The sequence below is a fragment of the Flavobacterium dankookense genome (assembly GCF_004362665.1).
GTDB classification, from domain to species: Bacteria; Bacteroidota; Bacteroidia; order Flavobacteriales; family Flavobacteriaceae; genus Flavobacterium; species Flavobacterium dankookense.
The window spans coordinates 103,047-128,173 of the sequence record NZ_SNXR01000011.1 but is presented as its reverse complement, the minus strand read 5'-3'; the positions used below and the strand labels follow the sequence as shown (position 1 = coordinate 128,173).

The window sequence follows — 25,127 nt, the reverse complement described above, 5'->3', positions numbered from 1 at the left end:
TGGGAGAAATTTTAAAAATTGTAACATTTCTAGCAAGACGAATACTTACTACAGGTAAATAGTTAAAATTTAATATCAAAAATCTTTATTATGTCTACATATCAATGGTTTATATTTTTTCTGGTAATACAATTAATTCATGGACTTGGAACATGGAAATTATATGAAAAAGCAGGAAGAAAATCCTGGGAAGCATTCGTTCCTGTTTATAATTCAATTATTTTAATGAAAATCATCAACAGACCAAGTTGGTGGACATTTTTACTTTTTATACCAGTAATTAACTTAATAATGTTTCCAGTTGTTTGGGTTGAAACCTTACGAAGTTTTGGAAGAAATTCAACTATTGATACTTGGTTAGGCATTTTTACATTTGGTTTTTATATCTACTACATCAATTATACTCAAAATGTCGCACATATAAAAGACAGAAGTTTGGTTGCGCCAACAAAAATTGGAGATACAGTTAGTTCTATATTATTTGCAATAGTTGTTGCAACATTAGTTCATACCTATGTAATGCAACCCTTTACGATTCCGTCGTCATCGTTAGAAAAATCATTATTAATTGGTGATTTTCTTTTTGTAAGTAAATTTCATTATGGTGCAAGACCTTCAATGACAACAGTTGCCGCACCAATGTTTCATGACACTTTGCCTATTGTAAAAGTGAAGTCGTATTTATATGATGACAACAATCCAAGTTCTTGGAAAAACAAACTACAACTTCCCTATTTTCGACTTCCTGGTTTTCAAGAAATTAAAAATAATGACATCGTGGTTTTCAACTGGCCAAGAGATACTTTATTTCACATGTACAAACCTGCTGACAGAAGGTACAGTAAACCAATTGATAAGAAAACAAATTATGTGAAGCGATGCGTTGGAATTCCAGGCGATAGTTTACAAATAAAAAATGGTGATGTTTTTATCAATGGAAAAGCAATTGTTTTACCGGAAAGAGCCAAGCCACAGTTTGGTTATGATTTAAAGTTTAAGTCAACTATTGATGCGGAATTGATGCAACAATATGAAATTGTTGAATATAATCGTGTGTTCAAAATTGAGCGTAACCTTTGGGAAAATAACATTATTAAAGACTATATAATAAAGGAAAAAATAAAAGTTACTGAATTATCTAAAGACTCAACTAGCGTAAATATTATTGGCGCTATCGATCAAGACATCTATGACAAACTAAAATTAAGTTTATCAGATAATTTTATACAAGCAAATTTAACTGTTGATAAGGCGGAATTATTAAAAAAAGACTCCCGAATTGAATTAGTAAATAAATATATTAAAAACGGTGCTGAAGATGGCGTTTTCCCAGATTTTATGGACGGAATTCCATCAAAAACAAACAATTGGAATAGCGATAATTTTGGACCAATTTACATTCCAAAAGCAGGAGAAACTGTTGATTTAAATCTAAAATCGCTTCCATTTTACAAATTAATAATCACAGAATACGAAGGAAACCAACTTAAAGTTGTTGGAAATGATATTTATGTAAATGACAAAATTGCTACAAAATATACTTTTACCAAAAATTATTATTGGATGATGGGAGACAACCGAAACAATTCGCTAGATGCAAGATATTTTGGTTATACGCCAGATGATCATATTGTTGGAAAACCAGTTTTTATTTGGTTAAGTTGGGATAGTAACGGTAAAGGGTTGAACAAAATTCGTTGGGATAGAATGTTTACTACTGTTAATGGCGAAGGTCAACCTGAATCCTATTTTAAATATTTTCTAGTTTTGCTTGGTTTATATTTTGTGGGCGAACACTTTTGGAAAAAGAGAAAAGCTGCAAAAGAATAGTTTATTCTAAATGAAAAACATATTAATACATCCAGGTTATTTTCCATCTATTAGTCATTTCGTGGCAATGGCACAAAGCGATTTGGTTACTTTTGAAATGGACGATAATTTTCAGAAACAAACCAATCGCAACCGAATGTATATTTATAGTCCAAACGGAATTCAATTATTGAATATCCCTGTAAAACATTCAAAAACTGCCCATCAAAAAACCAAAGACATTCAACTTGAAACCGCTTTCGATTGGCAAAAGCAACATTTTAAATCTTTGGAAGCAGCTTACAGAAGTTCACCATTCTTTGAATATTTTGAAGACGATATTGTTCCAATTTTTGAAAAAAAGCACAAATTCCTTATGGATTTGAATTTGCAAACTATGGAAATTGTTTCAAAATGTTTACGATTCGAATTTGATTACAACGAAACTACCGAATACTTTCATAACGTTGATGATAAAACCGATTTACGTCATTTAATTAATGGCAAAAAAGATACTTCCATTTTTGAGCCTTACACTCAAGTCTTTGAAGAAAAAAATGGTTTTCTAAACAATTTAAGTATTTTAGATTTACTTTTTAATGAAGGAAGACACGCTTTAGAGTATTTGAAAAAGCAGCAATTGTAAATTACTCCACAAAAGAAACTCGGGCCATTACCGGAAAATGATCCGAATTTTGAAATTCCGAAAAATTAGTAAAGCTCTTCACTTTCATTCGTTTATCAGCAAAAATATAATCAATTCGAGCAGGATAATATTTGAACTTATAGGTTTGACCAAAACCTTTTCCAGCTTCTTCAAAACAATCGTTTAAATTTCCTTTGATGCTACGATACACATAGGAGAACGCACTGTTATTCATATCGCCAGCAATAATTATTGGGTAATTGCACTCTTTTCTGTGATTAACTAATACTTCAGCTTGTTGTTCTTGTTTTTTAAAAGCATCTCTAATTCTAGTAAAAACTTGTTGTGATTTATTTTTATTAATGGTTTCAACGTGTTCGGAAATTTCATTAACATCAGGAGAAATTTTTATTGATTGCAAATGAATATTATACACTCTAATGGTATCTTTTCCCTTTTTAATATCCGCAAAAGTAATGTTGTTGCCAATATCTTTGATTTGCAAATTCCCTTGATTAAAAATGGGAAACTTTGAAAAAATTGCTTGACCTGTTTTAATTTTGTTGCCTTCCATAAAAACAGCCTTGTATTTATAAACTCTTAAGTCGATATTGGCATTTTCTGAATATTCTTGAACACAAAGTATATCGGGATTTTTCTCATTTACAAAAGATAAAATTTGATCTCCAACCGTATCATCTTCAATCCATTCGAAAAGATTAAATAAACGAACGTTGTAACTCATCACCGTAAAATCTTTTTCTTCTGTTTTAACTTCATTGGAAGAAAATTTGTAAAACTTATTGATAAACGTTATCCCAAGTAATAGAATAATTCCTGAAAAAATCAATTGTCTTTTCAACTGTAGCAACCAATAAATAAAAAACAAAGCATTCAACAACAAAAAAAGCGGTAAAATCAGCGTTAAAACCGAAAGTAATGGAAATGCTTTTGGCGCAAGAAATGGCAAAACATAAGCAATAATGGTCAATAGTATCAACATAATATTGAAACCATAAACTACTTTATTAAACCATGACAATTTTTTCATCAATAAATTATTTCCCTGATTGAAATAAAAATTCTTTTTCCTCTTGTGTTAAACTATCATAACCCGATTGACTAATTTTATCTAAAATTTCATCAATTTGTTGTTGGGTTTTGTCTTTAATAACAATTTTACTTTCTCTTTTAACAATAGTTTTTTTGTCATTAACATGTACTTTTTTAAAAGGAGTTGTTTTCTTTTTATCAAAAATAGTGGCAAAAAAAGTAATTGTGTTGGTTACTATTCTACTTAAATCAGTTCCGTTTTGTAATAATTTAATGTAAATATAACCAAAAAATGCGCCGCTCAAGTGAGCAATATGTCCACCAGTATTACTCATTTGAATTTGCAACAAATCAATTAAGAGTAAAACGGCTGTGATGTGCCAAAGTTTGACATTGCCAATCAATAACAACCTAATTTCCATTAAAGGTTGATAAGTAGTTGTAGCAACCAACAAAGCCATTATTGCAGCAGAAGCGCCAACCATCATTGCAGAATTTCCTAACAGATAAAAACTCAAAACAAATACTAAACCTGAAAAAATAGCGGCGAGAAAATATAATCCTAAATATTGTTTTTGAGTAAAATAAGTTAGAAACAATCGGCTAGAAAAATTTAAAATCATCATGTTAAAAAACAAATGAAAAAAGCCATAATGAAAAAAAGCATACGTTACTAACGTCCAAGGTTTGTAAAACACAACATTAGGTTCAGAGGAAACTGCCAACCAATTTGGGTAATCAAAAACGCCCAATTTGAATTGATAAAATAACGGAATTGACACTATAAAAAAACCAACATTCCAATAAATCATTTTATTTGAAATGCCGCCAATTCGGTACTGCAATTTTAAATCTTCAATTATACTCATACTAATTCCAACGGTTTTTATTAAAAGAGTTTTTCTTCCAATACCACATCATTACAAATCCAGTAATTGCTCCGCCAATGTGAGCAAAATGTGCAATTCCAGTTCCACCACTTCCAAAAAGTGAACTTCCTTTGAAACCTAAAAATAAATCGATGGCAATAATTCCCGGAACAAAATATTTCGCTTTTATTGGAATAGGAATAAACATCAAAGCCAACTCTGCATTGGGAAACATAAAAGCAAAGGCAGTCAGTAATCCATAAATAGCTCCAGATGCACCAACAGATGGTGTTTGAAATTCTTGAATAGCTGTTACTAAGACATTAAATTGCTCTTGAGTACACTTTGCTGTATCCAAAATTGTTTTCACTTTTCCTTCCATCATTTGACCATCTGAGCCAAAGACAGTGGAATAATCTGTGTTTAATAATATTTTTAAATCGCCATCAGAAAAATTCAAAATGGAAAGCTCGTCTAAAACTGCATGTATTTGAAAATAACTTACTCCTAAATGCAACAATGCAGCACCAAGTCCACATGAAATATAGAAAAAGATAAACTTTTTTGCTCCCCAAAAATGTTCTAAAGCAGAACCAAAAGAAACCAACGCAAACATATTGAAAACTATATGCATCAAATTTGGCATTGGCGCATGCATAAACATACTTGTTAGCGGTTGCCAAGCTCTAAAATTATCATTCTCAGGATAGTACAATGAAAACAATGGATAAGATATCGCAACAAACTGCGAACCAATGTAAAATATAATATTAATTATCAATAACTGCTTTACAGTTTCGGTCATTCGCATCATAAGCTGAATTTTTTATCTAAATCTTCCACACTCATAGTAATGAAAGTAGGTTTTTGAAAAGGAGAAACATTCGGTTCTTTACAGCCGAAAAGATTGTGAACTAAATTTTCTTGCTCTTTCTCAGTTAAATAAGTTCCTGTTTTTACAGCCAAACTTTTTGCCATTGATTTTGCAATACTATCATTTTCTGAAAAACTATTGGAAACAATTCCATCTTGTAAATCAGTCAATAAATCGTCCAAAACTATTGACGCTTGACTTTCTGAAATAGTTATTGGCAAACCTGACACGACCATTGACTCATCAGTAATTGAATCAAAAATAAATCCAAGATTTTCTAAAGAAAGTTGCAATTCTCTAAGCAAATCCATTTCATTTGAAGAAAAATACAATTCCAATGGAAATAACAATCGCTGACTTGACGCTTGTTTGACAGTCATGTTAGTCAAAAATTCTTCATACAAAACACGTTCGTGTGCTCGTTTTTGGTTGATAATTACCATTCCTGATTTTATAGGCGAAACGATGTATTTTTTATGAATTTGATAGGTTCGTTTTACTTCTTGTTCTATGTCATTTTCTTCAAAAAGCGATGATGTTACTGCATCATTTTCAAAAGTCATTTCAGCAATTTCCTGTGTATTTTGTTTTAAACCAACATATAAACTTTCCCAACTTGGTTGTGAAATTTCCGATTTTCTATAATTAGAAGATGATGAAAATGATTTTGACGATTTTACACCGTTCTGTTCGGAAAAGTTTTGGGAATTATCAGCAAAAGGATTGTAGTTACTATCAACTTGTATCGTTGGATATTCGGCTTCTTTGTTTTGATATTGATAAGGTGTATCTAAATTTGGATCTCTATCAAAATCTAAAACTGGTGCCACATTAAATTGTCCTAAACTGTGTTTGACTGACGAACGCAAAATTGCATACAGCGCATGTTCATCGTCAAATTTTATCTCGGTCTTAGTTGGATGAATATTAATATCTATGGTATGTGGCGGAACATCGAGGTATAAAAAATAACTCGGTTGCGCACCATCTTTTAGCAATCCGTCATAAGCAGCCATAACAGCATGATGCAAATAACCACTTTTGATAAATCGATTATTGACAAAAAAGAATTGTTCTCCACGATTTTTTTTAGAAAATTCGGGCTTTCCAACAAATCCTTGCAGATTTAAAATCTCCGTTTCTTCACTAACAGGAACTAATTTTTCATTTGTTTTTCCCGAAAAAATGTTCACAATTCGTTGTCTGAAATTGGATATCGGAAGATTAAACATTTCACTTCCATTGTGATACATGGTAAAATGAATATTTGGATGTGCCATAGCTACACGCTGAAATTCATCCACAATATGGCGTTGTTCCACCGTTTCCGATTTTAAAAAATTGCGTCGTGCTGGAATATTAAAAAATAAATTTTTAACCGCAAATGAAGTTCCTTTTGGCAAAACTGCTGGATCTTGCGATACAAATTTACTTCCTTCAATGATAATATGAATTCCTAGTTCTTCCTGTTCTTGTTTAGTTTTCATTTCCACATGAGCAATTGCAGCTATGGAAGCCAAAGCTTCACCACGAAAACCTTTAGTGTGCAAAGAAAATAAATCTTCTGCCTGACGAATTTTAGAAGTCGCATGACGCTCAAAACACAAACGCGAATCGGTTACACTCATTCCTACTCCATTATCAATAACTTGAATTAGTGATTTTCCTGCGTCTTTTAGAATTAATTTTATGTCAGTTGCTTTTGCGTCAACGGCATTTTCGAGTAGTTCTTTTACGACCGAAGCGGGACGTTGAACCACTTCGCCAGCAGCAATTTGGTTGGCAACATGATCAGGAAGTAATTGAATTATGCTCGACATTCGTTAGTATTCAGTGTTCAGTTATTAGTATTCAGTAAGAAAACCGAAGTCAGCAAATTTAAGGAAAAAGTAGCGTGCTTTTTAGTTAATCCAATGCTAAAAATAAAAAAACTATTCCAATCAAGAATAGTTTTTATTTAATTTGTTGAACATTCTTTTTAAAAACCAATTGAAGTGTTTTTATTATTTGCTTTTTTACGTAAATCTGCCATTTTTATTGCAGCAATTGCAGCTTCAGTTCCTTTATTTCCATGAATTCCTCCACTTCTATCGATAGATTGTTGTTCGTTATTATCAGTCAATAAACAAAAAATAACTGGAACATCGGATTTAATATTCAAATCTTTAATTCCTTGTGTAACACCTTCGCAAACAAATTCGAAATGCATCGTTTCTCCTTTGATAACACAACCTATAGTGATAACACAATCCACATTTTGAGTTTCAATCATTTTTTTTGAACCATAAATAAGCTCAAAACTTCCAGGAACATTCCATCTGATTATATTTTCGGGCAAAACACCACAATCTAGTAATGCCGCTTCAGCTCCATCGAAAAGTCCGTTTGTTATTTTATCATTCCATTCCGAAACAACAATTCCAAAACGAAAACCTGATGCATTTGGTAGTTGATTTTTGTCGTAATTAGATAAATTTTTATTTGCAGTTGCCATTTTATTTAAAATTTTAAGTAAAAAAAAACGAATTAAAAATTGATGACAATTCTTAATTCGCTTTCTCTAATTTATAAGTAAATTACTGAGCCAATCCAATTAAAGCATCAATGTTTTGCCCTTCTGGTGTGTTTTCGTAATTGTCTTTTATGTTTGTATAATATTTTACAGCATCAGCTTTGTTACCCAACGCATAAGCTGTTTTACCTGCTTTCAATAAATATCTTGGAGTTGTAAACTCATCTTTATTAGCATCTGCAGCTTTTACATAATATTCTAATGCTTCTTTTGGTTGATTTTTTTGAGCAAAAGCATCACCAATTGCACCAAGAGCCAAAGCACTCAATACTGTACTTTCTGATTTGAATTTTTCTAAACTAGCAATAGCTTCTGCATATTTTCCAGTGTTTAAATAAGCAACACCAGCATAGTAATTAGCAAGATTTCCAGCATCAGTTCCTGAATATTGCTCAGCAATTTCAATAACTCCTTGTTTTCCGTCAGAACCTTTTAAAACTAAATTGTATAATGAATCTGATTTTGTTCCTGCATCATCAACTGCTTTTTGGAAATTTTGTTGCGCAACGAATAAATCATTTGCAGCTTCTTCCTGATTTGGTTCAGCGATAAACTTTTGGTATAATAAATATCCAACAGTTACTAGAGCAATTGCACCTAGAAAACCTAATATATATTTTTGATTTTTTGCAACGAAATCTTCCGTTTTTGAAGCTGTTTCGTCTAAAGCGTCAAATGCTTTTGCAGTTGTACTGTCTTTTTCATCAACGTTTACATCTTCAATAAAATTGCTATCTACTTTTTCTTCTTTTTCTTTCGGTGCTTTGTAACCTCTTTTGTTAAAAGTTGCCATTTAATTCTAATTTAGTGTGCGCAAAAATAAAATTTTTATTGAGATTTAAAAGCGATTTTTATCGATATTTTTCAATAATTTGCACTCGCTGTAAAAACAGCTACTAATTTTTATATGCTTTTCAGCAATAGCAAGCCATTACAATGTTTTTAAAAAAAATATCTTTATTTAATTACAAGAATTTTTCGGAAGCCAACTTCGATTTTGACACTAAAATAAATTGTTTCGTAGGAAAAAATGGCATCGGTAAGACCAATGTACTTGACGCAATCTATCATTTGGCAAACGGAAAAAGTTATTTCAATCCTTTGGCAGTTCAAAATATCAAGCACAATGAAGAGTTTTTCGTAATTGATGGTGAGTTTGAAAAAGCAGATAGAACAGAACAAATTGTTAGTAGTTTTAAAAAAGGTCAAAAGAAAATTCTAAAAAGAAATGGCAAAGCTTATGAAAAATTCTCCGACCATATTGGATTTATTCCCCTTGTAATTATTTCTCCGGCAGACAACGATTTAATTATTGAAGGAAGTGAAACCAGAAGAAAATTTATTGATAGTGTTATTTCGCAATTGGATTCCATTTATTTGCAAGAATTAATTCAATATCAAAAAGTTATCAGTCAAAGAAACGCGTTACTTAAATATTTTGCATTAAATCACGTCTTTGAAACTGATACTTTGTCTATATATAATGAGCAATTGGATCACTTGGGACATGCTATTTTTGAAAAGAGAAAAAAGTTCATTAATGAATTTCTACCGATTTTCAATAAACATCATAAATCCATTACCGATTCAGAAGAAACTGTGCAAATAGTTTATGAAAGTCATTTGTTTGAAGCTAAAATCCTCACATTATTGGAACAAAATTTAGCCAAAGACAGAGCTTTACAATACACATCCGTTGGAATTCACAAAGATGATTTATCCTTTCAAATTGATGGTTTTCCTATCAAAAAATTTGGTTCACAAGGACAACAAAAATCATTTTTAATAGCTCTAAAATTAGCTCAATTTGAATTTGTAAAAAAACAAAGTGGCGAAAAGCCAATTTTGCTCTTTGATGATATTTTTGACAAACTAGACGAATTTCGTGTGAGTAAAATTGTAGCGATGGTCAATCAAGAAGAATTTGGGCAATTGTTTATTTCTGACACACATCCTGAACGAACGGAAACAATAGTAAAAACAACACATCAGAGTTATAAAATATTCAATCTTTAATTAGTAATTTTGTTTAAAATTTTCACAATGAAAAACCTTCTACTCCTTTTTGTAGTATTTCAATTGACAAGCTGTCAAAGTCAACAATCAAAGACGATTGAAACTGTTGATGGAAAAACCTATTCCGATAAATTATCAAATACTAAAAATCCGCAATTACTTGACGTTCGAACTCCAGAAGAATATGCTGTAGAACATCTTGAAAACGCATCAAATGTGAATTGGAACGGAAATGATTTTGTTTCAAAAGTTGAAAAATTAGACAAATCACAACCCGTTTTTGTGTATTGCAAAGTTGGCGGACGAAGTAGTCAAGCTGCCAATAAATTAGCAGAATTAGGATTTAATGAAATCTACAATTTGGATGGTGGCATCATGAAATGGCAAGGAAAAAAAACATCTAATGTATCATCACCAAAAGGATTGACAAGTGCAGAATTTGAAAAACTAATTAATTCAGACAAAAAAGTAATCATAAATTTTTCAGCAAAATGGTGTGCGCCTTGCAAAAAAATGGCACCTTATTTAACCAAAATGCAAGAAGAACTAAAAGGTAAAATTACTTTAGTAAAACTAGATGCTGATGAAAATAAAACATTAATGGAAAGCATGAAATTAAATGAGTTACCTGTAATTTTAATTTATGAAAACGGTAAAGAAACGTGGAGAAATTTGGGTTATTTATCGGAAGAAGATTTTAGATTAAAAATTTAATGTTTAATGATAAATTTTTAATTCGTAATTCGTAATTTTTAATTTTTAATTAATTTTAAAATGATTACAAAAGAAGCACTTCAGTTTTTAGCCGATTTAATCGCAAATAACAATACCGAATGGATGCATGCCAACAAAAAAAGGTATGAAAACTACAAAAAAGATTATCATGCATTTATCGCTTCATTGTTGGACGAAATGAAAAAATTGGATCCAACATTGGAACCTTTGGAAGTAAAAAACTGTACGTTTCGCATCAATCGTGACATTCGTTTCAGCAAAGATAAATCGCCATACAAAACCAATATGGGCGCATGGTTTACTCAAAATAAATTTAAAAAAAATAGTCCTGGTTATTATATTCATTTTGAAAAAGGAAATTCGTTTATCGCAGGTGGTGTTTGGTGTCCTGAACCGAATGAATTAAAATTAATCCGTAAAGAAATTGAGTTTTTCCATGACGATTTGGAAGCCGTGATTTCGGATAAAAATTTCAAATCAACTTTTGGCGATTTGGACAGAGACGAAAATAATGTTCTGAAAAAAGCACCAAAAGATTTTGACCCAAATCATCCTGCAATTGAGTTTTTAAAACTGAAAAGCTACACTGTTTCTCAAAAAATTGACGACAACCTTTTCACTTCCAACGATTTTAGTAAAACTATTGCTCAAAAATTAATTCTGATGAAACCAATGAATGACTTTTTGAGACGAGCACTTGAAACAGAAGAATAACAAACAATTAAAAATTAAAAATTATGAATTACGAATTTTTAATTTTAGATTTTAGAATCGTAATTCGTAATTTCAAATTCGTAATTTTTCATGCAAATTCAATCAAATTTCTCCCTAAAAAACTATAACACTTTTGGAATTGAAGCCAAAGCCAAACAATTTGTTGCCGTTCATAATGTTGCCGAATTACAATCGGTTTTGAAAAATCATTTCTCTGAAAAAAAATTTATTCTTGGCGGCGGAAGTAACATGCTTTTGACACAAGACATTGATGCATTGGTTATTCATATTGATTTAAAAGGAAAAAAAATCATCAAAGAAGACGACGATTTTGTTTGGGTAGAAAGTCAAGCTGGCGAAAATTGGCACGAATTTGTACTTTGGACAATTGATCAAAACTTTGGCGGATTGGAAAACATGTCGCTTATTCCGGGAAATGTTGGCACAACTCCAGTACAAAATATTGGCGCTTATGGAGCCGAAATCAAAGATACTTTTGTGAGTTGTGATGCTATGAATATTGCGACTCAAGAAATGAAAACCTTTACTAAAGACGAATGTAAATTTGGTTACCGAGAAAGTGTTTTCAAACAAGAAGCCAAAGATAAATACATCATTACTTCGGTTGTTTTTAAACTTAAAAAACACAGTCACATCATCAATATCGATTATGGCGACATTAAAGCAGAATTAGCCAAAAACAATATTACTAATCCAACAATTAAAGACGTTTCCAATGCTGTGATTGCCATTAGAAACACAAAATTACCCAATCCAAAAGAACTTGGAAACAGCGGAAGTTTCTTCAAAAATCCAGTGATTTCAAAAGAATTATTTGAAAAAGTCTATGCCAAATTTCCTGAGGTAAGACATTTTGAAGTTTCGCCAACAGAAGTAAAAGTTCCTGCTGGTTGGTTGATTGAAAATGCGGGTTTAAAAGGTTACCGAAAAGGCGATGCTGGAGTTCATAAAAACCAAGCATTGGTTTTAGTCAACTACGGAAATGCAACAGGTCAAGACATTTTAAATTTATCAAAATATGTTCAAAAAACAGTTTTTGATAAATATGGAATTGCTATTGAAGCAGAAGTAAATGTGATATAATTTTAGATTTTTAATAACAATTCATGAAAAACTTCGAACTTACAAACGAGCAAAGAAAATATTTTGGACTTGACTTAATTGAAGTTCATTGGAACAAAGTTATTCTTAGCAGTGATACATATCGTCCCGAAAGTATTTTGTATTTTGACAACGACATAATTAAACGACATATAATTTCAACCGAAAATCAATATTTTGAAAAACAGTATAATGAACTGACCAAAAACAGAACTATACTTTTACCCAAAACAAACAAAGGAAAAGAGAAGAAATTAACCGCTTCTGTTTTAGAACAAAGACTACCAATTGGTATTTATTTAAGTGTAAATTGTGGAGATTTGACAATCGGAAATTACACTTCCCAAACAACTTTTTATTCAAATCTTTGGGACAATGAAGAACAATCCCAAAAACCAATATCTGAAATTATAAACAATTTTATAACATCTTCACCAGAAAACCATTTTACTGAAATTGAAAAATTCAAAAACTCAAAAAGAAAAAATATAAAATTCAAATCAGGTGATTATTTCTGCTTCAAACTTGACAGATTGAATTTTGGCTTCGGACGAGTTCTACTTGACATAGGAAAAATTAGAAAAAAGAAATTGATTGATAACGAACATGGATTAAATTTAATTATGAGTTTACCCGTAGTTATTGAATTATTTGCTTTTAAATCACAATCAAAAAATATAGATATTTCAATACTTGACAATCAACCTAAATTACCATCGGACATTATGATGGACAATTTACTTTTATATGGTGAATTTGAAATAATTGGACATAGAAAAATTAATGACGAAGAATTTGATTTTCCAATTTCTTATGGACGAAGTATTGGTCAAAGTAAAGTTGTGTTTTTACAATGGGGTTTAATCCATAAAGAACTTTCACAAGAAGTATATAACAAATACACTTACACAGACGAAATTCAATTTGGCCAAAATCCTTACAGCTATTATTCAATCGGGATTAGACCAAAATATAACAACATTGAAATCATAAAAACCATAAACAACAATGGAGTTTACAATTTTGATAACACAAAACACTATATGGCGAAGTGGGATTTAAGAAATCCAAAAAACAAAGAAATAAAAAACGAATTATTTAAAACTTTTGGACTTGACAGCAATAAAAATTACTACGAAAATTCAAAATTAACAGAAACAAAACTGCCAAATGAAATAATTAAACAATTATAAGAATGTACATCCCAAATCTTTATAAAAACGAAAATCAAACGGAAATTGACCAATTTTTGCACGAAAACGGCTTTGCTATTTTGGTTAATCAAACGAATGGAAAACTTTGGGCAACACATATTCCGTTGATTTTGGGAACTAATCCCAATGATGAGAAAATTTTAATCGGACATATTTCTAAATTAAATCCTCAAGCCGAAAGTTTTAAGCAAAATGATGAAGTTTTGGCAATTTTTAGTGGTTCACATTCTTATATTTCTTCTTCTTGGTATGATCATGAAAATGTGCCAACATGGAATTATCTTGCTGTGCATGTTTATGGAAAAATTCGTTTACATTCTTTTGAAGAAAGCGTCGAAGGCCTGAAAAAACTAGTTAACAAATACGAAGCAAAATCAGAAAAACCCATTCGAATTGAAGATCTTTCCGAAAAAACAATGCTTGAAGCTCGTGGAATTGTTTCCTTTGAAATAGAAATTACAAACATCGAAGCGCAAAAGAAATTATCCCAAAATAGAGATGACAAAAACTATAAAAAAATCATTTCTGAACTAGAAAAAACTAATGATAGTCAGGCAATTGCCATTGCAAATGAGATGAAAAAAAATAGATAGTTATTTGTTGCATTTCCTTTGATATTTGGCTGTAGAATAACTACATTTGCACTCGTTTTAAAAAGACAATAAAGCCATTATGTTATTACTTATTTTCTGTTTATTCATTGCCATAATTGTTATTCAATTTTTCTATTACGTAATTGTTTTTGGAAAATTTTCGTTTGCAAAACCGCAAAATGAAACGCCAAAAAAAATTCCAATTTCGGTAATTGTATGTGCAAAAAATGAAGAAGAAAATGTGCAGAATTTTATTCCTCTTTTAGCAGAACAAAACTATCCTCATTTTGAAATTGTTTTAATTGACGACGCTTCCAGCGATGGAACATTAGATATATTTGAAGCTTTTGAAAAACAATATTCTAATATAAAATTGGTAAAAGTCGAGAACAATGAAGCATTTTGGGGAAGCAAAAAGTTTGCACTAACACTTGGAATTAAAGCGGCAAAATACGAATATTTACTATTTACTGATGCCGATTGTTATCCTACTTCAAAAGATTGGATTACGAAAATGAGTTCGCAATTTACTCAACAAAAAAACATTATTTTAGGTTATGGTGCTTACGAAAAAATTGCTGGCTCTTTTCTAAATAAATTAATACGATTTGAAACCTTATTATCTGCTACACAAATGTTTGCTTGGGCAAAATTTGGAAAACCCTATACTGGAGTTGGTAGAAATATGGCTTACAAAAGAGAAGAATTTTTTAAAACTAACGGTTTTATTGACCACATGAAAATCCGTTCAGGTGATGACGATTTGTTTATTAATCAAGCAGCTGATAAGTCGAATACAACTATTTGTTATTTGCCCGATAGTTTTACGTATTCAAAACCAAAAACTTCTTTCAAAGAATGGTTCATCCAAAAAAGAAGACACGTTTCTACAGCTGGACATTATAAAGGATTTGACAAAACCCAGTTGGGATTGTTTTATATCTCGCAATTGTTCTTCCTAATTTTACCGATAATTTTATTAGTATTTCAGTACCAATGGATTGTGGTAGTAAGTTTGATAGGTTTTAGATACTTATTCACATGGATAACAATGGGTTTTGCGGCAGGAAAATTAAAAGAAAAAGACGTAATTTATTGGTTTCCAATAATTGAAATGGTATTAATTTTTAATCAATTGAATGTTTTTATTTCGAATACATTCAAGAAACCAGTACATTGGAAATAAAATCACACATCGAAAAAGCAAAAAAAGGTGATCAAGTTGCATTCACTTTTCTACTCGACCATTATTGGAATGAAGTATATGGTTTTATGCTCAAAAGAACTGAAAATGAAACAGATGCCGAAGATATTACAATAGAAACGTTCTCCAAAGCATTTGACAAAATAGCAACATACAATCCTGAATTTCAATTCAATACTTGGTTGATTGCTATTGCAAAAAATGTGCATATTGACATGCTTCGCAAAAAAAAATCGACACTTTTTGTAGAAATCACTGACGAAGAAGACCAACAAGCTTATAACATTGCTGATAGTTCTCCTTCGGCTGAAGATGAATTAATTACAGAACAAAACTTATCCCGTTTATTACAATTCATCAAGGAATTAAAACCTCATTACCAAGAGGTTATACAGCTTCGCTATTTTCAAGAATTGAGTTATCAAGAAATTGCAGAACAACTCAATGAACCTTTGAGTAACGTAAAAATCAAACTCTTACGTGCCAAAAAACTACTGGCAGAAATTATCGAAAACAAATAGTTTAAAAAAAAGTTAAATTTTTACACAATATTTTAAGTAGTATTAACGTTATCTGTTAAAATACTATTGCTTATGTAAAATTGATACTTAACTTAAAAACTATTTATTATGTCAAACGTTAGTATCTATGAAAAAAACTGGATTGATCTAGTTTTTGAAGACAAAAACAAAGAATATGGTGCATATCAATTGCGCAAGGAAAACTCTAAAGTTTCGTTGTTAGCACTTTTTTACGGAATTTTGATTGTTGGTGGAGCAAGTTCCATTTTTATTTTTTCGAGTTTTTTATCAAAACCAGTTATAGAACCAATTCCAACTCTTCCAGATGATTACATCATTAAAGTTTCTAACTTTACCTATCCTGAAAGAGAGAAAGAAGCTTTAAAACAATTACCTACTGAAAAAACTCCTGAAACACAAGTAGAACCAACCAATTTATCTAATATGATTGTAGCTCAAACACAACAAGCCGTAGTTGATATTCCAACTAATGACAAATTGACTACAGAACAACCATCAACTGATGTAGGTTCAGGAAATGGAACTCCAGATGGAACTGGTCAAAGTACAACAGCAACAGCTGGTTCTTCATCTGATGGCGAAACAAAAGAATCTTACATTCCTGTCGAACTTGACAAACTTCCAGCTTTTCCTGGTGGAATGGAAAAATTCTATCAATATGTTGGGAATAATTTTGATAAACCTGAACATTTGAACGCTGGCACAATGATTTCGGTTCTTGTGGCATTTGTAATCGAAAAAGATGGTAGCATGACCGATATCAAAGTAATTAGAAATCCTGGTCATGGATTAGATAAAGAAGCTATTCGAGTTTTAAAATCATTAAAAACAAAATGGACACCGGGAATTAAAAACGGAAATAAAGTTAGAACTGAATATGTTCTCCCAATAAAAGTAAAAATTGATTAATCTCGGCATGATGTCATTTTAACCGCTTCCAATTAGAAAACGAAGCGGTTTTTTTTATGCTAATTTTTTTTTAAAATTGAAAATAAAGATTTCTATTTACATCAAAAAGTAGTAGTATTGCAAAACCTCGAAATACTACTTTTATTTTTTTGAATTTCGACTGATTTATGCACATGAAAACTTTATTAATTACCTTTTTTTCCTTTTTTCTCCTCTTTTTTTCTTCGCCAAAATCATTGCAAGAGCAAGATGGTTTAGGTTACTCAAATAATGATAGTACTCTAATTTCGATACCATTTCCAATAAAATTCAACAAAGTTTCTGACGAATATCTTTTAGAAAAAAAAGTAAAAACAGATTCTTTCTACGATAAGTTTATTGGAACTTATGGTTTTAGCGGCAGTTTTATTGTGACAAAAAACGGTAAGATTATCAGTGAAAAATACCAAGGTTATGCCAACCAACGAACAAAAGAATTAATTACGGTCAACACTCCGTTGCATTTGGCTTCGGTTAGTAAAGTTTTAACTGCAACAGCTATTCTAAAATTAGTTGACAATGACAATATTATGCTGGACCAAAAAGTTACTGATTGGCTACCAAGTTTTCCATACAAAAACACGACCATACGTACTTTGCTCAATCACAGAAGTGGTTTGCAACATTATTCCCGTTTTCCAGAACTATTAAAAAAAGGTTGGAACCGGAAAAAAATAGTGAGCAATCAAGATATTTTAGATTTGATAGTAAAACACAAATTCAAATTACTTACACCACATGATACTCGTTTTGATTATTGCAATACCAATTATATAATATTGGCTTTGATAATTGAAAAAGCAACTGGATTGAAATATGAAAAAGCAATGAAAGAACTTATTTTCAGACCATTAGGAATGAAGAATACTTTTGTTTTTGATTATTTTAGAGATAAAGATACTGTTTCATTGTCCTATAGAAAAGGAGGTTTAAATCCTTGGGATCAATTTGATAATTTGAATGGTGACAAGAATATTTATTCAACCGCTAGAGATTTAGTCAAATTTGATTTGGCAACCTATTCGCCTGATTTTATAAAGCCAGAAACATTAAAAGAAGTTTATACTAGCTACAGTCCATATATGCTAAAGTATAAAAAAGATTATGGCTTAGGAATGCGAATGAAACAATTACCAAATGGCGAAAATCTTTGGTTTCATAATGGTTGGTGGCACGGAAATACTTCGTCATTTATCCCGATGAAAAAAGATACGGTTACGATTATTTGTCTTTCAAACGTTTATACAACAAAAACTTATGAAACTTTGAAATTGGCCGAAACACATTATTCTTTGACAAGATAAATCCCATCAGGTTTAATATCTATTTTCTTTTCTTTGTAAAGTGAACCAATTGCTTTTTTGAATGTTTTTTTACTCATTTTTAAAACCGTTTTGATGTCTTCTGGATGGCTATTATCGTTTAAACGAAGAAAACCTCTGCTGGCTCTGAGTTCATCCAAAATAATTTGTGCATTAGGTTCAATACTTTCATATCCTAATTTCTGCAACGAAACATCAATTTTGTTATCAGGTCGAATGTTTTTAATGTAGCCAACGTGCTTGTCGCCGGTTCTTATATCTTTATACACTTCGTTGGCGTATAATAATCCTTTGTGTAGTTTATTGATAATTACATTTATTCCTAATTCAGTGATATGAGAAATAATTAAATCGACTTCTTCTCCTTGTGTAACGGTCAATTCATCGTTACTCAAAAACTTATTAGTTCGGCTTGAAGCTACAATTCTATTGGATTTTTCATCAAGATAAGCATAAACCAAATAACGTTTTCCTTTTTCCATTGGTCGTGCTTGTTCTTTAAACGGAACGAACAAATCTTTTTCTAAACCCCAATCAAGGAAAGCACCGAAAGTATTGGTATAATTTACCCTCAAAAAAGCAAAATCATCTACTGTAATATAAGGTTGAAGAGTCGTTGCTACAATTCGTTCTTCGTGATCAAGATAGATGAAAACAGCTATCTCTTCTCCTATTTCATAGACTTTTGGAACATATTTCAATGGTAATAAAACATCGTCTTTCCCATCGGTTAAAAAAAGACCAACTTTGGTTAAACGAGCAATTGTTAGCGTATTGAAAACTCCTATGTCCATCTGAAATATGTAATTTATATAATTTTGAGTTGCAAAGATAAGTAATAGGATATGATTTAGAATGTTTTAGAATTTTAAAAAAAATGTAGCTTTGCAGAGTGTAACATTTCAATACAAGTTGACACTAACCTACTATGAGTGAAACGCTAGAGCAATCATTTGTAAAGCAACTAAAGCAAAATCAGAATATAGTCCACAAAATTTGTCGATTATATACTACTGATTCTGATGCGCACAATGATTTGTTTCAAGAAATAACGATTCAGTTGTGGAAGGCATTTCCAAAATTCAGAGGCGAGTCTAAATTTTCTACATGGGCATATCGAGTAGCACTAAACACAGCAATTACACTATATAGAAAAAACTCTAGAGCTGTAAATACCGTAACTTATGAAGCACAAAAACATTTTTTTGTGCAAGACGAATATAATCTCGAAGAAGAAGAACGAATAAAACTTATGTATCAAGCAGTTCAACAATTGAATGATATCGAAAAAGCATTAGTCTTTATGTATTTAGAGGATAAAGATTATACTGAAATAGCCGAAACTTTGGGTATATCCGAAGTAAATGCAAGAGTAAAAATGAATAGAATTAAAGGAAAATTAGTTAAAATATTAAATCCCTAAGGATTATGGAAGAGCTGGATTTATTAAAAAAAGCTTGGCAAAAAGACAATCACTCTTTTGAACAAGTCACCGAAAAAGACATTTATAAAATGATACATAAACGATCTACTTCAATTGTGAAATGGATTTTTTACATCAGTTTATTAGAGTTAGGTTTTGGCTTTATTTTGAATATTGTGATGTCATTTACCAAATATGATACAGAAAGTTTAGAATTACTAAAAAAATGGAACTTATACAATTATTACATTGGCTTAAGCATTATAGTATATGTAGTTGTATTTTATTTTATATATCGATTTTACAAAATGTATAAAAGCATTTCGGTAGTTGATAATACTAAGAACTTATTAAGCACAATTCTAAAAACTAGAAAAGTGGTCAAACAATATGTAATTTTTAATCTGATTACATTTGCGCTAATTTTTGCAGTTATATTTAGCTATGGTTTTTATTATGGCTACATGGACATAATGATAAAAAAAGGCGTAGTACATCCAGAAATTTCTGCTAAAGCAATATGTGTCAGTTTACTAATAATTACTTTAATAACTTCGTTTGTAACATTTTTGTTTTGGTTGTTCTATAGACTTTTATACGGAATTTTATTAAGACGATTGAATAGAAATTATTCTGAACTCAAAAAAATTGATTTATAAATAAAAAATCCTTCTTTCGAAGGATTTTTTATTATTTAATATTCTCTATTCACATCAAAAGCTTCCAAATAATCGGCTACTCGTTTTACAAAGCTTCCGCCAAGCGCACCATCAACAACTCTGTGGTCATAACTGTGTGACAAGAACATTTTTTGACGAATTCCGATGAAATCACCTTCTGGAGTTTCAATAACCGCAGGAACTTTTCTAATCGCTCCAAGGGCTAAAATTCCAACTTGTGGTTGATTGATAATTGGTGTTCCAAATACAGAACCAAAAGTTCCAACATTCGTTACAGTATATGTTCCGCCTTGTGTATCGTCTGGTTTTAATTTTCCAGCTTTCGCACGATTTCCTAAATCGTTTACAGCTTTTGCCATTCCAACTAAATTCAACTGATCCGCATTTTTTATCACAGGAACAATTAAATTTCCATTTGGTAAAGCCGCAGCCATTCCAAGGTTGATATTTTTCTTTTTAATAATATAATCGCCATCTACAGAAATATTCATTCCAGGGAAATCTTTCAATGCTTTGGCAACCGCTTCCATGAAAATTGGTGTAAACGTCAATTTTTCACCTTCGCGTTTTTCAAAAGCGCCTTTCACTTTATCTCTCCATTTCACGATATTCGTAACATCAACTTCAATAAACGATTGTACGTGAGCCGAAGTTTGAACCGAAGCAACCATATAGCCAGAAATCAACTTACGCATTCTGTCCATTTCAATGATTTCATCACCACCATTTACTGAAACTGGCACTGCTGAAGTTGCTGTTGGTTGAACATTTTGAACAACAGGTTGAGCAACTGGAGTTACCGTTTGTGCTACAACTGGCTGATTTGTTCTGCTTTTTACAAAATTCAAAATATCGTCTTTCGTTACGCGACCATCTTTTCCTGAACCTGAAATACTTTCCAACTCAGCAACAGTAACACCTTCTTGATTAGCAATATTTTTTACTAATGGCGAAAAGAATTTATCACTTCCTGAAAAATCAACTGGAGGGACAGTTTCTTTGGCAACTTCAATAGTTTTGGTAACTTCTGCAACAGCAATTGGCATCTCGACTGCGCTCGATGTGACAGAACTATTTTCAGCAGATGAACTTCCACCTTCAGTTTCGATAATTGCAATGGTTTGACCTACTTTTACGACATCGTCTTTACCAAAAAGTTGTTGTACCAAAACTCCAGAAACTTCACTTGGCACTTCGCTATCTACTTTATCCGTAGCGATTTCAAGAACGGCTTCATCCATTTCGATTTTGTCGCCAACGTTTTTTAGCCAATTCGTAATTGTTGCCTCAGCAACGCTTTCACCCATTTTAGGTAATTTCAATTCAAACTTTGCCATATCTATAAACTAAAGTTGTGTGTTTTAAATTTCGATGCAAAAATACTAATTGTTTTGAGCAAACACTACGAATTATGCAATTTTTGATAAATTTATAATTTCTCCTATATCGTTTGCGTGATTACTGCCAATAATTACTTTTGACTGTGGTAAATACATTTTATAAGTGATAGTAGCAGCTTTATGTTTTTGCATAAAATCAATGATTTCTTTGAACGAAAACGACTGAATATCAAAGATAATTTCGGTTTGCAATTTATTATTTGGAGAAAAATCGAGAAGATTGGTTTGATAACTAACTGGTTTTTCTAATGCTAATTGTACTTCGTTTTTGGAGAAGAAAATGTAATTATCAATTGTTATACTTCTATTTTTTTGTTGTGCTTTTTTGATTTTAGAAAAAACGAAAGCTCCAATTTTCATAAATCCGCTGAAAAATAACGACTTCTTGAAATGTTTATTATAGAAAAAATTCATCGCTTCTTGAAATCGTTTCATGTATTTTTCATCACGGACAGTGCTTTCACCTTTATAATGTATTACCGAAGCTTCGGCAAAATAGTAGTTTTCTCTACCCGATTTTTTAACCATATAACTCAAATCGATATCATCCGAATACATAAAACAATTTTCATCAAATCCACCAACTTCAAGATATAAACTTCGTTTCATGACCATAAAAGCACCAACGAGAATATCCACTTTTCCCGATTGATTTTCCGATAAATGTTGTGCATAATATTTACCAAAAACATTTGAAATTTTATACAACCCGAAAATTTTGGTAAAAGCAACCCAAGGTGTTGGAACGCCACGCTTGCTTTCGGGAAGAAAATTTCCTGTTCCGTCGATGAGTTTGCAACCGATAAGTCCAGTGTTCAGTTGCCAGTTTTTAGTATTCAATATTTTTTCAAATGTATCTTCGGCAACAACGGTATCGGGATTTAGAATGCAAATGTATTCGCCTTTGGCTTGGTCAACGCCAATGTTATTTCCTTTTGGAAAACCAAAATTGGTTTTGTTTTCAATTAATTTGACATTTGGAAAGCGTGCTGCCATCATCGCACAACTATCATCAGACGAATTATTATCGACTACAATAATCTCGGCATCGATATTTTGAATGGCTTTTTGCACACTCAAAACACAGAGTTCGAGAAAATAACGGACGTTATAATTGAGGATGATTACGGATAGTTGCATTGGACAAATATAATATGAAAATTTTCAATCTATTATAACTGTCAGGTTTTTGATACCTGACAGGTGTAAAATTGTAGAAAAACACAAAAGACGCTTATTTTCTAACCCCGATTATCTCACTGATGAAATGATTTTTTATCTGTGTTCGATGAATTTCATTTGAAATGGTATCGTCTTTTGGGACGATATAAATGGAAAGCGGGAAAATGGAATGCCGATAAATCCCGGACGGTTCGTTCCAAAAGAAAAGATTGCTTTGTGCTTTGCAATAAACTACTTTTGCAGTCTTAAAAAATTAGTTGTGAATTACCTTTCTGTAGAAAATATATCAAAATCGTTTGGCGAACGAACGTTGTTTAAGGACATTTCTTTTGGGATTAATAAAGACCAAAAAATTGCTTTTATTGCCAAAAATGGCTCGGGAAAAACCCAAATTATGCGCATGATTAATGGTGATGATGAACCTGATTCTGGGCAAATTGTCATTAGAAAAGGCATTAAAATGGCATTTTTGTCGCAGAATAATTTACTTCAAGATGAGCTGACTATTGAGGAAAGTATTTTTGCTAGTGATAACGATGTTTTGAAGGTAATTGAACGCTATGAAAAAGCGTTGGAAAACCCTGAAGATGAGGAAAAATACCAATTGGCTTTTGATGAAATGGATCGTCATAATGCTTGGGATTTTGAAACGCAGTTCAAGCAAATTTTGTCCAAACTGAAATTGGAAGATTTGAAACTGAAAGTGAAATCGCTTTCGGGTGGACAAAAAAAGCGTTTGTCTTTGGCTATTATTTTGATTAATCGTCCGGATTTATTGATTTTGGATGAGCCAACGAACCATTTGGATTTGGAAATGATTGAATGGTTGGAAAGTTATTTTGCAAAGGAAAACATCACGTTGTTTATGGTTACGCACGATCGATTTTTCTTAGAACGTGTTTGTAACGAAATTATCGAACTTGACAACGGAAAATTGTATTCGTACAAAGGCAATTACTCTTACTATTTGCAGAAAAAAGAAGAGCGAATTGCGATGGAAAATTCATCGATAGACAAAGCGCAAAACTTGTTTGTAAAAGAATTGGCTTGGATGCGAAGACAACCTAAGGCTAGAACAACTAAATCGAAATCACGTCAAGATGATTTTTATAAAATTAAAGAAGTTGCCGAAAGCCGCAGAAAGGAAAATGTGGTGGAATTGGAAATCAATATGGAGCGAATGGGAAGCAAAATTATTGAGCTTCACAAATTGTTTAAAAAATTCAAAGACAAAGTTATTCTCGACAATTTTACGTATGATTTTCAACGTGGTGAACGCATTGGAATTATTGGTAAAAACGGAACAGGAAAATCGACTTTCTTGAATATTTTAACCAAAACAATGGTTCCAGATAGTGGAAAAGTTGTTATTGGCGAAACGATTAAAGTGGGTTATTATACCCAAAGCGGCATTAACCCAAAAGCAGGACAAAAAGTAATTGACATTATCAAAGAATATGGCGAGTACATTCCGCTGACGAAAGGAAAAATCATTTCGGCTTCGCAATTATTGGAACGTTTTCTTTTTGATGCCAAAAAACAATATGATTTTGTAGAAAAATTAAGCGGTGGCGAATTGAAACGATTGTATTTGTGTACGGTTTTAATCCAAAATCCAAACTTTCTTATTCTGGATGAACCAACGAATGATTTGGATATTGTTACGCTAAATGTTTTGGAGAGTTTCCTTTTGGATTATCCTGGATGTTTGCTTGTGGTTTCTCACGACCGTTATTTTATGGATAAAATTGTGGATCATTTATTTATTTTCCGTGGCGAAGGACAAATTGAAGATTTTCCAGGAAATTATTCTGATTTTAGAGCGTATGAAGATAGTTCGGAACCAACCAAAAAAGAATTAAATTCGGTTAATACGGAGAAAAACAGTTGGAAGCAAAACAACTCGACTGCTGCTGGTTTAAATTTCAACGAGCAAAAAGAATTCAACAAGATTGAGCGTGAAATAAAGGATTTGGAATATGAAAAGAAACAAATCGAAAATCTTTTTGCTGAAGGCAAAGTTGCTGACGCCGATATTACAACCAAAGCCAACGAATTGGAAAAAATTATAAAAAAAATAGAAGAAAAAGAAGAACGTTGGTTTGAGCTTTCTTCAAAAATGGAGTAATTATTCAAACCATTAAAATATTAAGTTTCATTTAGTTTTTTTCTTAATTTCCTTAATATCTTAATGGTTAAAAAATAATTT

Annotated in this window: 24 protein-coding genes; 15 read left to right on the top strand and 9 right to left on the bottom strand. The window is 31.4% G+C overall.

The features are described 5' to 3' along the window. Positions 1-90: 90 nt before the first annotated feature. Both lepB and BC748_RS01665 read left to right on the top strand, forming a co-directional pair. Entirely contained in the window at positions 91-1,830 is a 1,740-nt protein-coding gene (lepB, locus tag BC748_RS01670) for a signal peptidase I (protein WP_133531728.1), read from the top strand. 10 nt (positions 1,831-1,840) lie between these two features. After that, positions 1,841-2,455 (top strand): WbqC family protein, encoded by a 615-nt coding sequence (locus tag BC748_RS01665; RefSeq protein ID WP_133531727.1) that lies wholly within the window; start codon positions 1,841-1,843, stop codon positions 2,453-2,455. A 1-nt stretch (position 2,456) separates the two neighbouring features. Here the strand turns inward: BC748_RS01665 and BC748_RS01660 are convergent, their stop codons facing one another. The 6 genes from BC748_RS01660 to BC748_RS01635 form a co-directional block, all read right to left on the bottom strand. Then, positions 2,457-3,506, bottom strand: a complete 1,050-nt coding sequence (locus BC748_RS01660) for an endonuclease/exonuclease/phosphatase family protein (protein ID WP_133531726.1) — start codon at positions 3,504-3,506, stop codon at positions 2,457-2,459. Between the two features lie 7 nt (positions 3,507-3,513). Further along, on the bottom strand, positions 3,514-4,377 hold the full coding sequence (locus BC748_RS01655) for a rhomboid family intramembrane serine protease (RefSeq protein WP_133531725.1): 864 nt from the start codon (positions 4,375-4,377) through the stop codon (positions 3,514-3,516). Position 4,378: 1 nt separating this feature from the next. Then, complete coding sequence (locus BC748_RS01650; RefSeq protein ID WP_133531724.1) at positions 4,379-5,191, bottom strand: rhomboid family intramembrane serine protease; 813 nt, start codon at positions 5,189-5,191, stop codon at positions 4,379-4,381. Next, entirely contained in the window at positions 5,188-7,071 is a 1,884-nt protein-coding gene (mutL, locus tag BC748_RS01645; protein ID WP_133531723.1) for a DNA mismatch repair endonuclease MutL, read from the bottom strand. The genes BC748_RS01650 and mutL overlap by 4 nt, the downstream gene beginning before the upstream one ends. A gap of 158 nt (positions 7,072-7,229) precedes the next feature. Further along, complete coding sequence (ribH, locus tag BC748_RS01640) at positions 7,230-7,745, bottom strand: 6,7-dimethyl-8-ribityllumazine synthase (RefSeq protein ID WP_133531722.1); 516 nt, start codon at positions 7,743-7,745, stop codon at positions 7,230-7,232. Positions 7,746-7,827: 82 nt separating this feature from the next. After that, complete coding sequence (locus BC748_RS01635; protein ID WP_133531721.1) at positions 7,828-8,616, bottom strand: tetratricopeptide repeat protein; 789 nt, start codon at positions 8,614-8,616, stop codon at positions 7,828-7,830. Between the two features lie 143 nt (positions 8,617-8,759). Here BC748_RS01635 and recF point away from each other — a divergent pair, with 143 nt between their 5' ends. The 10 genes from recF (at position 8,760) to BC748_RS01585 (ending at position 18,215) form a co-directional block, all read left to right on the top strand. Next, positions 8,760-9,839: a DNA replication/repair protein RecF gene (gene recF, locus BC748_RS01630; protein ID WP_133531720.1), complete on the top strand. Its 1,080-nt coding sequence runs from the start codon at positions 8,760-8,762 to the stop codon at positions 9,837-9,839. Between the two features lie 27 nt (positions 9,840-9,866). Beyond that, the gene (locus BC748_RS01625) at positions 9,867-10,553 is read left to right on the top strand and encodes a thioredoxin domain-containing protein (protein WP_133531719.1); all 687 of its coding nucleotides are present in this window, start codon (positions 9,867-9,869) and stop codon (positions 10,551-10,553) included. Positions 10,554-10,613: 60 nt separating this feature from the next. After that, complete coding sequence (locus tag BC748_RS01620) at positions 10,614-11,288, top strand: DUF2461 domain-containing protein (RefSeq protein ID WP_133531718.1); 675 nt, start codon at positions 10,614-10,616, stop codon at positions 11,286-11,288. A gap of 90 nt (positions 11,289-11,378) precedes the next feature. Next, positions 11,379-12,392 carry a UDP-N-acetylmuramate dehydrogenase gene (murB, locus tag BC748_RS01615; RefSeq protein WP_133531717.1) on the top strand — a complete coding sequence of 338 codons (1,014 nt, stop codon included), beginning with the start codon at positions 11,379-11,381 and terminating at the stop codon, positions 12,390-12,392. A 23-nt stretch (positions 12,393-12,415) separates the two neighbouring features. Next, positions 12,416-13,603, top strand: coding sequence for an immunity 26/phosphotriesterase HocA family protein (locus BC748_RS01610; RefSeq protein ID WP_133531716.1), 1,188 nt, complete (start codon positions 12,416-12,418; stop codon positions 13,601-13,603). A 2-nt stretch (positions 13,604-13,605) separates the two neighbouring features. Beyond that, positions 13,606-14,217 (top strand): FMN-binding negative transcriptional regulator, encoded by a 612-nt coding sequence (locus BC748_RS01605; protein ID WP_133531715.1) that lies wholly within the window; start codon positions 13,606-13,608, stop codon positions 14,215-14,217. 79 nt (positions 14,218-14,296) lie between these two features. Beyond that, a complete protein-coding gene (locus BC748_RS01600; protein WP_133531714.1) occupies positions 14,297-15,403 on the top strand; it encodes a glycosyltransferase in 1,107 nt (368 codons plus the stop codon). Continuing rightward, entirely contained in the window at positions 15,394-15,942 is a 549-nt protein-coding gene (locus BC748_RS01595; RefSeq protein WP_133531713.1) for an RNA polymerase sigma factor, read from the top strand. Before BC748_RS01600 ends, BC748_RS01595 begins: the two co-directional genes overlap by 10 nt. A 108-nt stretch (positions 15,943-16,050) precedes the next feature. Beyond that, positions 16,051-16,872, top strand: a complete 822-nt coding sequence (locus BC748_RS01590; RefSeq protein ID WP_133531712.1) for an energy transducer TonB — start codon at positions 16,051-16,053, stop codon at positions 16,870-16,872. Positions 16,873-17,045: 173 nt separating this feature from the next. Continuing rightward, complete coding sequence (locus tag BC748_RS01585) at positions 17,046-18,215, top strand: serine hydrolase domain-containing protein (protein ID WP_133531711.1); 1,170 nt, start codon at positions 17,046-17,048, stop codon at positions 18,213-18,215. Here BC748_RS01585 and BC748_RS01580 read toward each other — a convergent pair. Further along, positions 18,197-19,027 (bottom strand): CvfB family protein, encoded by an 831-nt coding sequence (locus tag BC748_RS01580; RefSeq protein ID WP_133531710.1) that lies wholly within the window; start codon positions 19,025-19,027, stop codon positions 18,197-18,199. The genes BC748_RS01585 and BC748_RS01580 overlap by 19 nt on opposite strands. 134 nt (positions 19,028-19,161) lie before the next feature. Here BC748_RS01580 and BC748_RS01575 point away from each other — a divergent pair, with 134 nt between their 5' ends. Both BC748_RS01575 and BC748_RS01570 read left to right on the top strand, forming a co-directional pair. Further along, on the top strand, positions 19,162-19,656 hold the full coding sequence (locus tag BC748_RS01575; protein WP_133531709.1) for an RNA polymerase sigma factor: 495 nt from the start codon (positions 19,162-19,164) through the stop codon (positions 19,654-19,656). Positions 19,657-19,661: 5 nt separating this feature from the next. Further along, complete coding sequence (locus tag BC748_RS01570; RefSeq protein WP_133531708.1) at positions 19,662-20,315, top strand: hypothetical protein; 654 nt, start codon at positions 19,662-19,664, stop codon at positions 20,313-20,315. Between the two features lie 35 nt (positions 20,316-20,350). Here BC748_RS01570 and BC748_RS01565 read toward each other — a convergent pair whose 3' ends face one another. Further along, complete coding sequence (locus tag BC748_RS01565; RefSeq protein WP_133531707.1) at positions 20,351-21,673, bottom strand: dihydrolipoamide acetyltransferase family protein; 1,323 nt, start codon at positions 21,671-21,673, stop codon at positions 20,351-20,353. Between the two features lie 72 nt (positions 21,674-21,745). Next, positions 21,746-22,876, bottom strand: a complete 1,131-nt coding sequence (locus BC748_RS01560) for a glycosyltransferase family 2 protein (RefSeq protein WP_133531706.1) — start codon at positions 22,874-22,876, stop codon at positions 21,746-21,748. Between the two features lie 301 nt (positions 22,877-23,177). On the opposite strand from BC748_RS01560, the gene BC748_RS01555 reads away from it, so the two are divergent. Beyond that, the gene (locus tag BC748_RS01555) at positions 23,178-25,046 is read left to right on the top strand and encodes an ABC-F family ATP-binding cassette domain-containing protein (RefSeq protein WP_133531705.1); all 1,869 of its coding nucleotides are present in this window, start codon (positions 23,178-23,180) and stop codon (positions 25,044-25,046) included. Positions 25,047-25,127 lie beyond the last annotated feature (81 nt).

Excerpts from the sequence above, each read along its gene's own strand:
- BC748_RS01560 (WP_133531706.1), bottom strand. The coding sequence starts at position 22,876 with ATGCAACTATCCGTAATCATCCTCAATTATAACGTCCGTTATTTTCTC.
- BC748_RS01655 (WP_133531725.1), bottom strand. The coding sequence starts at position 4,377 with ATGAGTATAATTGAAGATTTAAAATTGCAGTACCGAATTGGCGGCATT.
- BC748_RS01620 (WP_133531718.1), top strand. The coding sequence starts at position 10,614 with ATGATTACAAAAGAAGCACTTCAGTTTTTAGCCGATTTAATCGCAAAT.
- BC748_RS01665 (WP_133531727.1), top strand. The coding sequence starts at position 1,841 with ATGAAAAACATATTAATACATCCAGGTTATTTTCCATCTATTAGTCAT.
- BC748_RS01650 (WP_133531724.1), bottom strand. The coding sequence starts at position 5,191 with ATGATGCGAATGACCGAAACTGTAAAGCAGTTATTGATAATTAATATT.
- BC748_RS01570 (WP_133531708.1), top strand. The coding sequence starts at position 19,662 with ATGGAAGAGCTGGATTTATTAAAAAAAGCTTGGCAAAAAGACAATCAC.
- BC748_RS01660 (WP_133531726.1), bottom strand. The coding sequence starts at position 3,506 with ATGAAAAAATTGTCATGGTTTAATAAAGTAGTTTATGGTTTCAATATT.
- BC748_RS01600 (WP_133531714.1), top strand. The coding sequence starts at position 14,297 with ATGTTATTACTTATTTTCTGTTTATTCATTGCCATAATTGTTATTCAA.
- murB (WP_133531717.1), top strand. The coding sequence starts at position 11,379 with ATGCAAATTCAATCAAATTTCTCCCTAAAAAACTATAACACTTTTGGA.
- BC748_RS01610 (WP_133531716.1), top strand. The coding sequence starts at position 12,416 with ATGAAAAACTTCGAACTTACAAACGAGCAAAGAAAATATTTTGGACTT.
- mutL (WP_133531723.1), bottom strand. The coding sequence starts at position 7,071 with ATGTCGAGCATAATTCAATTACTTCCTGATCATGTTGCCAACCAAATT.
- BC748_RS01580 (WP_133531710.1), bottom strand. The coding sequence starts at position 19,027 with ATGGACATAGGAGTTTTCAATACGCTAACAATTGCTCGTTTAACCAAA.
- BC748_RS01575 (WP_133531709.1), top strand. The coding sequence starts at position 19,162 with ATGAGTGAAACGCTAGAGCAATCATTTGTAAAGCAACTAAAGCAAAAT.
- recF (WP_133531720.1), top strand. The coding sequence starts at position 8,760 with ATGTTTTTAAAAAAAATATCTTTATTTAATTACAAGAATTTTTCGGAA.
- lepB (WP_133531728.1), top strand. The coding sequence starts at position 91 with ATGTCTACATATCAATGGTTTATATTTTTTCTGGTAATACAATTAATT.
- BC748_RS01635 (WP_133531721.1), bottom strand. The coding sequence starts at position 8,616 with ATGGCAACTTTTAACAAAAGAGGTTACAAAGCACCGAAAGAAAAAGAA.
- BC748_RS01590 (WP_133531712.1), top strand. The coding sequence starts at position 16,051 with ATGTCAAACGTTAGTATCTATGAAAAAAACTGGATTGATCTAGTTTTT.
- BC748_RS01625 (WP_133531719.1), top strand. The coding sequence starts at position 9,867 with ATGAAAAACCTTCTACTCCTTTTTGTAGTATTTCAATTGACAAGCTGT.
- BC748_RS01585 (WP_133531711.1), top strand. The coding sequence starts at position 17,046 with ATGAAAACTTTATTAATTACCTTTTTTTCCTTTTTTCTCCTCTTTTTT.
- BC748_RS01605 (WP_133531715.1), top strand. The coding sequence starts at position 13,606 with ATGTACATCCCAAATCTTTATAAAAACGAAAATCAAACGGAAATTGAC.
- BC748_RS01565 (WP_133531707.1), bottom strand. The coding sequence starts at position 21,673 with ATGGCAAAGTTTGAATTGAAATTACCTAAAATGGGTGAAAGCGTTGCT.
- ribH (WP_133531722.1), bottom strand. The coding sequence starts at position 7,745 with ATGGCAACTGCAAATAAAAATTTATCTAATTACGACAAAAATCAACTA.